This is a genomic window from Actinopolymorpha sp. B9G3, assembly GCF_040120725.1.
In the GTDB taxonomy this organism is placed as follows: Bacteria; Actinomycetota; Actinomycetes; order Propionibacteriales; family Actinopolymorphaceae; genus Thermasporomyces.
In genome coordinates, this window is record NZ_JBEEAB010000022.1 from 1 (window position 1) to 13,316 (window position 13,316).

Below are 13,316 nucleotides of genomic sequence, written 5' to 3' on the forward strand. Positions count from 1 at the left end.
AACCGACTCAAGCAATGGCGCGGCATCGCCACCCGCTACGACAAGTACGCCATCACCTACCTCGGCGGACTCACCCTCGCTGCCGCCATCCTCAACTACCGCCAGGGTTTAGGAGACACGGCCTAGGCGGTGGCCGATGGTCTGTGCCGCAGCAGTGACACCTTGGATGCGGCGGCGCAACGTCGCAGGAACGCTCATCGTGTACTCCCTCATTACGGGGCCGCAGCATTCGACTGTGGCTGCTTGGTGGCCGGGGGGCCTCAGGGGTCGTGTGCGCAGGTCAACGTGTCCTGTCGCGACATTCCTGAGGGTGCTGTTGGCTGACTGGTTCCCATGCAGGGAGAGGGCCGGCGGGGCCGGGGCGGGGCGACACTGCCTCAGGGCGCCCCGGCCCCGCCGAAGGCCGCCGCCCAGGGGGGGTGCGCAGCGGCCGGAGGGGATGGTAGTGGAGTCAGGAACTCGACAGCACCAGCTGGTAATCGGCCTGGAGAGTTCTCAATGTGGCGGCTGTCGCCGCGAGGCGACCAGCGGGTGCAGACACCCCCGCAGCCGGCCTGCCGCGGTCAACTCCGCCCCATCCGCTTCATGCTTGCGGTAGGTGTCTAGCGGCATCGCCGCCGGTCGAGCCGCCCTGAGCGGCTGCCGGGTCCATCTGTCCACCTCGGACGGGTCCGTTCGCATCAACATCGCCACCACCTCCTCGTCCAGGTTCTCGATGACTCCGAGACTGGCGATCGACGCGCTAGTTGAGCCTCAACGGCTCAACTAGATCTATCTGTCTAGTACCAGATATCTTTTGTGTCAAGCATCAGAGATTGATCGCTAAGGCCGCAGCAAACCCGTCAGGCAGGAGAACGTCTCATGTCCGCCGACGAGCCACCAGCAGGCAGCACGAACCACGTTCCCACAGGTGAGGACGTCTCTCCTCGCGGAGATCAAGGGCTGTATCCGATCTCGGTTGTCACCGATCTGACCGGCATCGACAGCCAACAACTCCGCCGATGGGAACGCGCCGGCCTGCTCAAGCCACCTCGCTCCGCGGGCGGAACCCGCCGCTACAGCAACAACGACCTCGCCCGGCTACGTCACATCTCCCGGCTCGCCAGCCGCGGTCTCAACCAGCCCGGTATCGCCGTCGTCCTCCACCTCGAAGATCAGCTCCAACAGCTCCGCAGCGAGAACGACCACCTTCGCGAACAGCTCTCCCGAACCCGCCGCCGGTGACGCGTCCGAGCAGCAATGGTCGTCCCCGACCGGACACTTGCGTTAGGGGAGAGACCCCAACCGGGAACTGGCCGGGTAGTAACACAACCGGCCAGTAACCAACGGGGACAACGTGACCCCATGTCAGGGAGGTCGATCCGCGTGTCGGACGCCACCTGGTGGGCACAAGCAAACCTTCCACCCACCGACACCGCACCGAGGGCTGCCCGGCGGCTACTCGAAGAACTCCTGCTGGTCTGGGACCAATCCCACCTCGGCGCACTGGCCGAGGACGCCCGAGTTGTCATCAGCGAACTGGTCACCAACGCCGTCCTCCACGCCAGCGACAGTGGAGATTCCGTGCACCTACTCATCCGCGCGGACCAAGATGGCAACCTTCACATCGCCGTCTCCGACAGCTCGCTCGACCCCCCAGCCAGACGAGAACTGACCAGCCACGCCGAACACGGACGAGGACTGGTCATCATCGGTCAACTAAGCACCCGGTGGGGAGTCGAGGCCGACGAGACCGGCGGAAAACGAATCTGGGCAGACCTCACTCAGCAAACCCCCAGCGACCAGGACAACAGCGAAGGAGCTGCTGCCACGGACCGTCCGCTCGTGCAGGAGCCGCCCCTCCCCTCCAAGCTCGGTGACGAGTTTGCTCGATCCTCGAGAAGCGGCGAGATGCTGGCAACTGCTGGGAGTCCCTCGAAAGGACCGTGTGTCCCTGCCCCGCACTGCCCATGGGCGACCGCAGCCGCCAAGGTCCGCCCAGCAAAGGTTTGGGCCACCACATAGGCGGACAAATGGTGGATAAGCGAGTTCGGATCCGGAGCGACGCGACCGACGGCTGGCACCCGTGGCGGTTCGGATCCAGATCTCCAGCCAGTTTGGAAACGCATCGCCCACAACTCGGTAGCCGGCGAGGATGTTGAGAGGCTTCCTACCAGACCATGTCCCGGCCTCTTCCTGGTTGGTCTGGTCCTTGGGCCGCCTGGGAACGGTCGCCCATTACCCAGGCGGCCCAACGTTCCTCCATCGGAAACATCGGTGACGCGCCGGGAGGCCGATGGCGCGGGGAGCATATGCAAAGGCGGCCGACGTGCATGGTCACGAGGTCGTACGACCTCAGTGTCCGACGCGATCGACTCGGCGAGCCTCGTGGCTGAGGGGGTGGTGGAGTCCACCGGGCGACGGCTGGCGTTCGTTCTCGTCGACGATCTCGACGGCCTGCCGCGGCGGACTCATGTCGGCAACGTGCGCGGCGCCGGGCGGTGCTGAAAACGAAACTTGGAGCCAGCACCAGATCTGCCGCTCCGGCGATTCTCACCCGGATGCGCGCAGGCTCTCCTCCAGTCTCAATTTCTGTCTCATTCGCCGCCGTTCAGGACTGTGCGCGGAGGGTCTCCGGACGCCGCTACACGCCCAAGAGGGCGTGGGCGATCGCACATGAACGCCGCCCCGCACACCTGCTAAGCGGGTTGACGGCTCAACCCTCTCGCGGGTTCAAATCCCGCCGCCTCCGCCCCTACCAGCCGAAACGCACCGAGTGGGCGCCGTGCCGATACCCGACCAGGGTCCGGCCGGCGGCCCTCAGTCTCAGTTTCCGTCTCATCTGCGCCGATCCGGCGCTGCAGTCCCCGAGCCGTCCTGGCTTTCTGTCCGAGCTACTCATCGGTCGGCTGTGCTGTGGTGCCTCGGCCGCCATCGGTGCTACGGATGCGGGCGGAGGTGTGGTCGAGGTCGGCGATCTGGTCGGCGAGTTGCGGGTGGGTGGGGCGAAGCGCGGGTCCAGCCCGGGAAAGGGGACCGATCAGGTCGGCTGCGTCGTTGCTGCCGAGCGCGGCCCGGATGGGTTTGATCTTGTTTTTGGTGGCGGGTTTCAGGGTTGTGAGTGCAGTGATCTGTCCCGCGAGTTGACGCAGGTCGGCGGCGTTGTTGCGTGCCCAGTCGGCGACGGCTCTGTCACCGGCGCGTTGGTGTCTGGTCGCCTGGACGCGCTGCTCGCGGGTGGATGCTGGTGTCTCCCCCGCCCGCGGGTTGAGTCTGAGGTAGCGGCGCTCCGCGGCTTGGCGACTGGCTAGTCCGAGGGCTGGGGCGATCTCCGCCCAGGTGAGGCCGCGGTCGCGGGCGGCGCGCATCAGGGTCGGTTCCCATCCGGCCAGTTCCTCGCGCAGTTGTCGCAGGGACGCAAGTGCCGCCAGCAGGTGCGGTCCATCCACTCCGAACGCAGCCACGTTCCGGTCGGTATCGGATCGCGACTGGTGTGGTGCGCCATGCGCTCGCGGCGATCGGCGCGCGCGCTTTGCCGGCTTTGCTGAGATGCGGCTCATCGTGTCCGCCAAATGTGCGACCACCTCTTCCGGCGTCGCCGCCAATGGCGTTGTTGGCGTCGGACGGTTGTCTGGATCAGCCGGGCTTGTACGGGCTCGTGCCTGGCGTGATCGGCTGGCCACTCCCCACCTCCGACGTCATCGGTTAGATGACTGAGTTCTTGTCATCGATTGGATGACATGGTACAAGAGGACTGTGCATTGACGGCCACGTCCCAGTCGACGATCAGGAGGTGTACGGACGATGTTGATGCGCACTGACCCATTCCGCGAACTTGACCGCATCACCCAACAGTTCTTCGGCGGTTCGAGCCCGGGCACGTGGTCCCGGCCGAACCCGATGCCGATGGACGCCTACCGGACAGGTGACCAGTTCGTCGTCGCGTTCGACCTGCCCGGCGTCGCGCCGGATGCGATCGAACTCGATGTCGAGCGGAACGTGCTCACGGTGAAGGCCGAGCGGCGGCCGCCGGAGGTGCCCGAGAGCGTGGAGATGCAGGTCGCCGAACGCCCGCTCGGCGTGTTCTCCCGCCAGTTGTTCCTCGGCGACACGTTGGACGCGGACCGGATCGAGGCCAGTTACAACGCCGGCGTCCTGACGTTGACGATCCCGGTCGCCGAGCGGGCCAAGCCCCGCAAGATCGCCATCGCGAACACCGATTCGGGGCAGAAACAGATCAAGGCCTGAGCACACTCTGCGGTCTGTCAGGGGCTGGTGAGCGACTGATGGCTGGAATACACGACGTCCCGGTTGACGAGGCCCGCGCGTTTGTCGACCTCGTGTATGCGGACGAAGACCTGGTACGCACCGAGTTCGACGCCATCGTCGCCGCATGCTGGGAAAGCCCACCACAATGGCCGCCCCGTCCGAAGCGGGCCCCTGCCCGTCCGCGCGAGCCGCAGCCGGACGGACATCAGCCTGAGGCGCGGGTGCTCAACCCGGCTAGCGCAAGGGCACGTGGAACCAGGTGGGCTCGCCAACGCGGCCCTCCGCCAACGGGCCCTCAAACATGCAGGCAAGCGGACAGCAACACGGCATGGACGTCATGCAGCGGGAAGGACTGTACGGAAGGAGGTGGTCACCCACCCGGACTCGGGATCAGGCATCTCACGGGGCTGGCGATGCGGCCGCCCAGCCGAGCACTTGATGCGCCTCGGCCTCCTCGCTCGACACCTCCTCGAGCACGAGCGTTCCTGCTCGGGGCAACGTTCTCCACCGGGTCGCCGCATCGCCTCGCCCCACCCTCCCAGAGCACCCACCGCCCGACAGTCACGGGCGTCTTCGCACTACGCAGGTCAATCCGAACTTCTTGTCGAGTCGCCATTGCGCCGCCCGGTGTTCAGCGCCACGGCGAGTGAGGTACTGGTTCGTGTACGGCTGCTCGTAGTCGGGCTCCGCGTTGTCGGGGTGATCCCTGTACTGCACCAGGATCTCCCAACGCTTCAGCTTCATGGCCGTCTCCTCCGCGGCGGTGACCATCTTCGATTGTTGTGATGACCCTTCTCCCCGGGCGCACGGTGGTCTACGCACGCCAGTTCCCATAAAACCGGGGTCAACTATCCGTGTGCAGAAGTCCGTACGCCGGCAATCGTCGCCGCGCTCGTCGTCGGTGGGGTGGTGAGGAGTTGGTTGAGGAGATCTTGCAGGGTGAGGATCCCCAGAAGTTGTTGGTCGTCGTGAATCACGGCGAGGTGGTTGCGGTTGTCGCGCATCGCACTCATCGCGGTGTAGGTCGTCGTGTCGGCGGTCAGAGTGGCCACTGGTCGCATCAGCTCCGCGGCGGTCACGTCGGTGGGTGCGGTGAGCGTGTCGCGGACGTGGACCATCCCGACCGGCAGACCGTCCTGGCGGACGACGAGTCTGGAGTGCCCGCTGCTGCGTGCGGCTGTCTTGATCTGTTCGATGGTGGCGGCCGCGTCGACGTCGGCCATCTGCGCGGCCGGTCGCACGAGGTCACGGATCGGGCGGCTGTACAGGTCCAGGGCGATCATGAGCTGGTCGTGGCGTCTGGTGTCAAGAGCACCGGCTTTGGCGGAGTGCTGGACCAGCTGCCGCAGGTCGTCGGCGGTGCGGGCAGTGGCTAGTTCGTCGACCGGTTCGACGCCGACCCTGTGCAGGCACCAGTTCGCCAACTGGTTGAGGGTGACCAGCAGCGGGCGGGTGAACCACATGAAGGCCCGCATCGGCAGCGCCAGCAGGGTGGCGGACCTTTCCGGGTGGGAGATCGCCCAGGACTTCGGTGCCATTTCACCGACGACCAGGTGTATGAACGTCACCACGATCAACGACAGGATGAAAGCTGCCACATCGGCCGTGGCTTCCGGCAGCCCCCAGGCTTCCAGGGTCGGGGTCATCACGTGGTGGACAGCGGGTTTGGCGATCGCGCCCAGGGCCAGGGTGCACAGGGTGATGCCGAGTTGGGATCCGGCCAGCAGCAGCGACAGTTCCTGGGCGCTCTTCAGCGCCGCGCGGGCCGAGGCGCTGGTGGCAGCGGCTTCGGCGAGCCGGTTCCGGCGGGCGGCGACCAGGGCGAACTCGGCGGCGACGAAGAACGCGCTGAAGGCGATGATGCCTGCGGAGATCAGCAGGGCGGTCCAGGTGCTCATCCCGGTCACGTGGAGACCTCCGCGGCGGCGCCGCCGTGTTGGCCAAGGCGGGGGTTCCTGGTGGTGTCGGTCAAGTGGAGTTGCACGGTCTGGGGCACGTGGCGGTCTACGGTGAGGACGATCAAGGTCAGCCGCGGGGCCGGGTGGTCGTCATCGGGGCTGGCAGCCAGCTGAAGGGTGATGGCGTCGCCGGGTTCGGGGAGTCGGTGCAGTTGGGTGATGATCAGCCCGCTGATCGTCTGGTAGTCACCGGCCGGCAGGTCGTGGCCGAGGACCCGTTCGGCTTCGTCGATGTGCAGCGTTCCTGGCACCGTCAGGTCGCCGTTGCCGTCGGCGTGCACCTGGTCCTCACCGACCGGGTCGTGCTCGTCGACGATCTCACCGACCAGTTCCTCGGCAACGTCCTCGATGGTGATCACACCGGCGAGGCCGCCGTACTCGTCCATCACGCAGGCGAGTTGTTCACCCGCCTCGTTCAGCCGGGCCAGGACATTGGGCAATGGGCTCGTAGACGGCACCAACACCGCCGGGCGGGCCAGATCACGTACCGGCACGGTGCCCAGATCCTGGGACTCGTCTGCGGCCAGAACATCGTGCAGGCTGAGGACGCCGATCACCTCGTCGATCGACTCGCCCACCACCGGAAGACGGGAGTGGCCGGCGGCCATCACCTCCAGCACCCGGCGAACCGGTTCGGTGCCGGCGATCGCGGTGACGTACGGCCGCGGGATCATCGCGTGCTCGGCGGTGCTGTCGTGGAAACGGAGCACCCGATCCAGTAACGCGGACAGGTCTGCGGGCAGATCGCCGGCGGTACGGGATTCGGCGATGATGTGTTCGAGGTCACGTGGTGTGGCGGCATGTTCCACGTCGTGCACCGGTTCGATCCTCACCAACCTCAGCAGGAGGTTCGCGGCCTGATCGAACAACCAGATCAGCCAGCCGAACCCGGCCAGATACAAGGCGGTGGACCGGGCCAACGCGCGGGCAAGGAGCTCCGGCCGGGCGATCGCCAGGTTCTTGGGGAACAACTCCCCGAACACCATCTGCACCACCGTGGAGAACACCAGCGCCAGGACAGTGCCGACCGCCACGCCGGCCGCCTGCGGAATCCCCACCCCGCCCAGGGCCTTCCCGAGGCCGGCGCCGATCAACGGTTCGGCGACATATCCGACCAGCAGCCCGGTCACCGTGATGCCCAGCTGCGCGCCGGACAACATGAACGAAGTGCGGCCGGTGATGCCGAGCGCGCGTTTCGCGCCGGGGTCACCGGCGGCGACCGCCGCTTTCAGCCGGGACCGGTCCACCGTCATGTAGCTGAACTCTTGCGCTACGAAGTACCCGGTCAACACGGTCAACGCGCCGACCACCAAGACGCCGAGCAGCACGGTCAGCACAACCATCACAGTGGCCGCACCGCCTCAACATGGGCACACGAGGGGCTCACAGCGCCTGGTGAGGGCGGGTCATCACCAGCACCACAGCGCCCAGCCACAGCGCCGCAACCATCGGTACCTTGGGGCAAGTCCATGACCCTTTCACAGGTGGAACGACAACCAGCCGAACCTCAAGTATCCACGAGCAGAGCGCCCGCGCCCGTTCCGCCCAAGGCCAGCCAGGATCGTCCCGCTCTGAACCTGCCTAGGTGTTGCGGATCATGAGGTTGGTGACGCGGGGGGCGTGAGGACGTGAGGCGGGTCTCCGTCGGCAGGATGTGAAGCGCTGACCACACGTCCTGTTCCGAAGGAGACCCGCGTGTCCCACCGTAATGCTCCGTTGACTCCTGCTGGCCGTCTGCGTCTTGTTCAGCGCTGTGAGTCCCGTCCGATCGCTCATGTGGCTGCCGAGGCTGGTGTGTCTCGGCAGTGCCTGTCCAAGTGGGTGAACCGGTACCGGCGATGTGGCCAGGCCGGCCTGCTCGACCGGTCGAGCGTGCCACACGCCTCGCCCGCACAGCTGGCGCCGGAGGTGGTGGAGCTGATCGAGTCCTGGCGCCGCAAGCGCAAGTGGTCCGCCCGCACGATCGCCACCGAACTGGCCGCCCACGGGCACCGGGTCTCGGCCGCCACGGTGGGCCGCTGGTTCGTCCGGCTGGGCATCAACCGCCGCCGCGACCTCGACCCCGACGGGGAGGTGAACCGCAGACCAGCCACGATCACCGCCCGCTATCCCGGCCACATGATCCACCTGGACGTCAAGAAAGTCGGTCGGATCCCCGACGGCGGTGGCTGGCGCGCCCACGGCCGCGGCAGCACCGCCGACCGGGCCGCCCAACGCGCCAAGAACCGCCGCAACGGCGCCGCCAAAGCCGGCTACGTCTACCTACACTCCGTCATCGACGGCTACTCCCGACTGGCCTACACCGAACACCTGCCCGATGAGACCGCCGCCACCAGCATCGGCTTCTTCCACCGGGCGCGAGCGTTCTTCGCCGCCCACGGCATCACTCGGATCACCCGCGTGGTCACCGACAACGGACCCAACTACCGCGCCGCCGCCTTCGCCCGCACCATCGCCGCGTTCGCCTCCCGCCACCAACGGATCCGCCCCTACACCCCACGCCACAACGGCAAAGTCGAGCGCTACCAACGGATCCTGGCCGAAGAACTCCTCTACGCCAGAGTCTGGACCAGCGAAACCCAACGCGCCGAAGCCATCCAGATCTGGAACATCCACTACAACTACCATCGTCCACACACCGCCGTCGGAGACCAACCCCCAGCCTCACAACTCCACCACGGCGTCACCAACCTCCTGACCGGGAACACCTAGGCGACCATCCCCGTGACGTGCGTGGCAGCTCCTGTCCGGCCGGCGATCGTGTGGCGGCTCGCCACCTGAATGACAGGCGAAACGACACCGGCACACCGTAGCGGTTCTTTTGACAATGCCGTCCGATCCGACGGTGCCGTCCAATTTCCGCCAGCAGTCGTGGGCGATGATTCCTAGGGTCACTGGCGTGAGAACCGAATTCAGGGACGATTCCGACCCCGCCCGCGACCTCCGTGGCCCTGTCGTCCTGTTCATGGCGATAGCTGCCGCTGTGGGGACGGCGGCGATCTACCCACTGCAGCCCGCGATTGCTGATGTGGCGATCTCGCTGGGGTCATCGACGGCGGCAGTCGGCGTGGCATTGGCGTGCGGACCGGCTGGCTACCTGGTCGGGCTCGGCCTGCTGGTCCCGTTGGTCGATAGGTTCCCTCCTCGGTTCGTGCTGGCAGCGCAGTTCGTCGCATTGGGCGTATCGATCGGCGCGACGGCGGCTGTCTCCACCAGTTGGCTGTTGGGCTTGTGCGTCCTCATGAGCGGGCTGTGCTCGTCGGTCGGCGCCGGCCTGAGCTCGGTCGCCGGGCGCTTGTCCAGCGCTGGTCGCCGCGCGACTGTGCTCGGCATCGTGACGGCCGGGATCTCAGCGGGAATCTTGGCCGGCCGCATCGCTGGTGGCTGGCTGGCCGATACGGTCGGCTGGCGCGGCATGCTACTGACCTTTGCCGTCGCGTGTCTCTCGATCGCAGGAACTGCATTGCTGGTGCTGCCCAAGGTCACGGGTGGTACGCAGAGCGGCTACCTGGCAACCCTTCGGTCCATGCCGGGCTTGTTGGTGCGGTTCGCATCCCTGCGACTGGCCGCTGCCAGGGGGACGGCATGGTTCTTTGCGTTCTGCGCAATTTGGGCAGGCTTGGCGGTTACGTTGTCGGGACCGCCATACCAATATTCGGCCGAACGGATCGGCCTGTATGCCCTCGCCGGGCTAACCGGGATGATCGCAACCCAGGTTGCCGGGATACTCACCGATCGGCACGGGGCACGCACAGTGATTCTGGTCGGCCTGACGCTGGCCGGCATTGCCGCAGCGGCACTGGGCTTTATCCCTGATAGCCCCGGACTGATGGTCCTCTGGCTGGCGTTGTTCGATGCCGGACTGTTTGCCGCCCAGGTTGCCAATCAGAGCACCGTCCTGGCGATCGACCCACGAGCGCCGGCGCGTTTCAACAGCGCGTACATGATCGTCTACTTCGTCGGCGGGAGTCTGGGCACCGCCTTTGGCGCCGCAGCGGTGGCCTGGATTGGCTGGTCGGGAACCGCCACCGTCGCAGTTGCCGCGATCGCGCTCGGCGCGGCGATCACCTGTGCAGCAAGGTCAGCTACTCGGTCGAGTTCTGAAGCAGCTCCCTCGGAGCCCTACACCTCAAGGACGCGATAGGACCGCATGTGCGCCGTAGGTCTCCTTTGTCACAGGCAGCGGATGCGCGCTGCCGCATGGAAAGGAGTGCGCGGGATCGTTCGATGCGTTTGGCCGAGTCCTCACCAGCGGCGCAGGAAAGCCGGATCATGTCCCGGCTCCGCTCGATGATCTTCCGCGAACGCACGATCATGTCGCCAGAAGGGACTGACGTCGCCCGGTACACCTGCTCAAGCCTGATACCCATGATGTCGCTCATGGTGCGTATTTCGGCGATCCGTTGAAGTTGCCGAGCCAGCGCCTGGTCGGAATAGTGGGAAATAGCTTCGTGAACCGGCCCGATCGAGGCATAGTGCATGAACCGGATATCGGCGCGCAGGACTTGGATATCGGCATCAACGAGTCCGTCGTTCCGTGCATCCATCGGCAGGACCTTCAGCAAGTCGCCAGACTGCAACAGGCGGAGCTTAACAGTTCTCGGCGAACAGACATACGCGACGATGCTGACGATTTCGATTGATACGGTCCGCCCGTGACCCGAAAACGCATGGTCGACGTTTCACCGCTGCGGATCGCCTACCGCGTCGACGGCGACCCTGACACGCCACCGATGGTCCTGCTGCACGGGCTCACCTCTGACGGATCATCGTGGAACTCCGTCTTACCTGCCTTCTCCGCACACTGGCGGGTGTACGTCCCGGACCTCCGCGGGCACGGCGAGACCACGTGGCCGGGCGAGTACGCGTTCGAGCTGATGAAGGACGACCTGCTCGGCTTCCTGGACCGACTGGACCTCGAGCGGGCCGTCCTGGTCGGGCACTCGATGGGCGGCGTCGCGGCGTACCTCCTCGCCCAGGAGTACCCCGGCCGGGTCGCCGCGCTCGTCCTGGAGGAGACGCCACCGCCGGTTCCACACCGCCGCACCGTCCCGGAACGCCCACCCGGACCACTGTCCTACGACTGGGCGGTCCGGCCGGCCGTTGTCGGCCAGGTCAACAGCCCCGAGCCGGCGTGGTGGGAACAGCTCGAAGCGATCAAGTCACCCACGCTCGTCATCGGCGGTGGGCCGGCGAGCCCGTTCGACCAGGACGCGATCGCGGCAGTGGCCGACCGCATCCCCGGTGCACGCATGGTCTCGATCCCGGTGGGCCACGGCGTACACAAGGAAGATCCGACGGAGTTCGTCGCCGCGGTCACTGGGTTCCTCGCCGACGCGTTCCCGGGGCGCCGGAACGTGCCGTCCGCTTCGTGAAGCGCGCGTTGTCGCGCGTGAGACCGTCGCCCACACTGGATCTGACCCGCCTGGGAGAGGATCCGGATGAGCGACGACGGTTCGACGATGCCCGACGCCTACTACGACTTCGCGCCATGGGCGTTCTGGCGTACGGCGAACGACGACGAACGCAAGGCGCAACTCGCCTGGCAGGAGGAGCTGGCCGGTCGGGGTGACATCGCCTTCGGCACCGACGTGTTCGTCTCGCCGCTCGCCGCGATCTTCCCGCAGCGCCTCCGGCTGGGTGACGGCTCCTATCTCGGAGCCCATACGTACGTGCTGGTCGACGATCTCGAGATGGGTACGCAGAGCACGCTCAACCCGTACGCGGTGGTGCGCGGGAAGGTACGCATGGGCGACCAGGTCCGCGTCGGCGCCCACACGTCGCTGCTCGGGTTCAACCATGGGACGGCACCTGACCGGCCGGTGTGCAAGCAGCCGACGACGACCAAGGGCATCGTCATCGGCAACGATGTCTGGATCGGGTCCCACGTCGTGGTGGTCGATGGCGTGACGGTCGGCGACCACGCGGTCATCGGTGCTGGTGCCGTGGTGACGAAGGACGTTCCTGACTGGGCGATGGTGGGCGGCAACCCGGCGAGGATGATCCGCGACCGCCGGGAGGTCAGACGTGCGCCGACGGCCGGTGCTGGCGGGCTCGCCGCACGGTTGGAGTCCTTTGCCGACAAGGCGCGATCGCAGGCGCAGGACGTCCTCGCACGCTGCTGGCACGAGAATCCGGAGGCCGGCGGCAACGCCAAGGAGGGCGCGAGTATCGGCGAGATGGCCGCCGAGCTCGGCGGGCTGTTCCTCGACCGGCCGGACGCCTCACCCACCGTCAGGGCATGGTGCGATGCCGTCGAGATCGCCGATCTGCTTCTGGAGCAGGGATCTCCGCCTCCGCAGGTGCCGGGTGACCGGATCGCTGCGCATCTGCGTTCGTTGCAGGACGCCGAGTCCGGGCTTGTTCCGGAGTACTCCGAGGCCGCGCAACCTTCCCTTGACGGTGGAGCAGCTGCGTACCACATCCTCTGTGTGGGTTACGCATTGCAGCTGTTGGGCACCCGATTCGCCCATCCCGTACGGGCAGTCGCCGACATGGATCCGGCCGACCTGCTCGTACGCCTCGACAACCTGCCATGGGACACCCGTGGCTGGGGAGCGGGCGCGTGGGTGGATGCGTTCGGCACCGGGGTCTGTCGCAACCTCGTCGACTTCGACCTGCGCAGTCCGGTCGAGTCGCTGTTCGGCTGGCTCCTCGCGAACGCCGACCCGTTCCACGCGATGTGGAGCAACCCGGACAGCGGCCAGCGCTGGCTGCAGCCCGTCAACGGTTTCTACCGGTTGACGCGCGGCACCTACGCACAGTTCGGCCTGCCGTTGCCGTATCCCGAGCAGGCCGTCGACACGGTCCTCGCGCACAGCCGGGACCCCGAGTACTTCGGTGAGAATCGCGGCAACGCGTGCAACGTCCTCGACGTGATCCATCCGCTGTGGCTCGCGGCCAAGCAGACCCCGTCGCGGCGGAACGAAGCCGAGCGCTGGGCGCGGGTTCATCTCGACCGAGCGTTGAACCGGTGGCGCGACGGCGAGGGGTTCGCGTTCGCGCTCGAGCCAGGCGCGGGTGCTCGGCACACGGCCGGCCTGCAGGGTACGGAGATGTGGCTCGCCATCGTCTGGCTGCTCGCCGACTACCTCGGGGAGAGTGAGGCGC

12 protein-coding genes and 2 pseudogenes are annotated in these 13,316 nt (G+C 66.7%); 9 read left to right on the forward strand and 5 right to left on the reverse strand.

The features are described from left to right. From ABNF93_RS28060 to ABNF93_RS28070, 4 genes and pseudogenes are all read left to right on the forward strand, one after another. A pseudogene (locus ABNF93_RS28060) lies at nt 1-126 on the forward strand (IS5-like element ISMt1 family transposase); the annotation flags it as partial. A 735-nt stretch (nt 127-861) separates the two neighbouring features. Further along, nucleotides 862-1,224, forward strand: coding sequence for a MerR family transcriptional regulator (locus ABNF93_RS28065; protein ID WP_349331215.1), 363 nt, complete (start codon nt 862-864; stop codon nt 1,222-1,224). Between the two features lie 120 nt (nt 1,225-1,344). Beyond that, nucleotides 1,345-2,004 (forward strand): ATP-binding protein, encoded by a 660-nt coding sequence (locus ABNF93_RS35050; RefSeq protein WP_502877636.1) that lies wholly within the window; start codon nt 1,345-1,347, stop codon nt 2,002-2,004. A gap of 333 nt (nt 2,005-2,337) precedes the next feature. Next, the gene (locus tag ABNF93_RS28070) at nt 2,338-2,487 is read left to right on the forward strand and encodes a hypothetical protein (RefSeq protein WP_349331216.1); all 150 of its coding nucleotides are present in this window, start codon (nt 2,338-2,340) and stop codon (nt 2,485-2,487) included. 386 nt (nt 2,488-2,873) lie between these two features. On the opposite strand, the gene ABNF93_RS28075 is transcribed toward ABNF93_RS28070, so the two are convergent. Then, nucleotides 2,874-3,443 carry a hypothetical protein gene (locus ABNF93_RS28075; protein WP_349331217.1) on the reverse strand — a complete coding sequence of 190 codons (570 nt, stop codon included), beginning with the start codon at nt 3,441-3,443 and terminating at the stop codon, nt 2,874-2,876. 346 nt (nt 3,444-3,789) lie between these two features. Between ABNF93_RS28075 and ABNF93_RS28080 the strand changes: the two genes are divergently transcribed. Further along, nucleotides 3,790-4,227: an Hsp20/alpha crystallin family protein gene (locus ABNF93_RS28080; RefSeq protein WP_502877637.1), complete on the forward strand. Its 438-nt coding sequence runs from the start codon at nt 3,790-3,792 to the stop codon at nt 4,225-4,227. Between the two features lie 582 nt (nt 4,228-4,809). Here ABNF93_RS28080 and ABNF93_RS28085 read toward each other — a convergent pair. From ABNF93_RS28085 to ABNF93_RS28095, 3 genes are all read right to left on the reverse strand, one after another. Beyond that, on the reverse strand, nt 4,810-4,992 hold the full coding sequence (locus ABNF93_RS28085; RefSeq protein WP_349331219.1) for a hypothetical protein: 183 nt from the start codon (nt 4,990-4,992) through the stop codon (nt 4,810-4,812). 104 nt (nt 4,993-5,096) lie between these two features. Then, entirely contained in the window at nt 5,097-6,146 is a 1,050-nt protein-coding gene (locus ABNF93_RS28090; RefSeq protein WP_349331313.1) for a hemolysin family protein, read from the reverse strand. 5 nt (nt 6,147-6,151) lie between these two features. Next, the gene (locus tag ABNF93_RS28095) at nt 6,152-7,549 is read right to left on the reverse strand and encodes a hemolysin family protein (RefSeq protein ID WP_349331220.1); all 1,398 of its coding nucleotides are present in this window, start codon (nt 7,547-7,549) and stop codon (nt 6,152-6,154) included. Nucleotides 7,550-7,901: 352 nt separating this feature from the next. On the opposite strand from ABNF93_RS28095, the gene ABNF93_RS28100 reads away from it, so the two are divergent. Beyond that, nucleotides 7,902-8,918: an IS481 family transposase gene (locus ABNF93_RS28100; RefSeq protein WP_349331221.1), complete on the forward strand. Its 1,017-nt coding sequence runs from the start codon at nt 7,902-7,904 to the stop codon at nt 8,916-8,918. Nucleotides 8,919-9,105: 187 nt separating this feature from the next. Next, a complete protein-coding gene (locus ABNF93_RS28105; protein ID WP_349331222.1) occupies nt 9,106-10,350 on the forward strand; it encodes an MFS transporter in 1,245 nt (414 codons plus the stop codon). Here ABNF93_RS28105 and ABNF93_RS28110 read toward each other — a convergent pair. Then, on the reverse strand, nt 10,292-10,786 hold the full coding sequence (locus ABNF93_RS28110; protein WP_349331223.1) for a hypothetical protein: 495 nt from the start codon (nt 10,784-10,786) through the stop codon (nt 10,292-10,294). The two genes, ABNF93_RS28105 and ABNF93_RS28110, sit on opposite strands and share 59 nt — an antisense overlap. Before the next feature lie 75 nt (nt 10,787-10,861). Between ABNF93_RS28110 and ABNF93_RS28115 the strand changes: the two genes are divergently transcribed. Then, nucleotides 10,862-11,581 (forward strand): alpha/beta fold hydrolase, encoded by a 720-nt coding sequence (locus tag ABNF93_RS28115; RefSeq protein ID WP_349331224.1) that lies wholly within the window; start codon nt 10,862-10,864, stop codon nt 11,579-11,581. 480 nt (nt 11,582-12,061) lie between these two features. Beyond that, nucleotides 12,062-12,220 (forward strand): annotated as a pseudogene (locus ABNF93_RS35055) (DapH/DapD/GlmU-related protein); the annotation flags it as partial. Nucleotides 12,221-13,316: the final 1,096 nt, after the last annotated feature.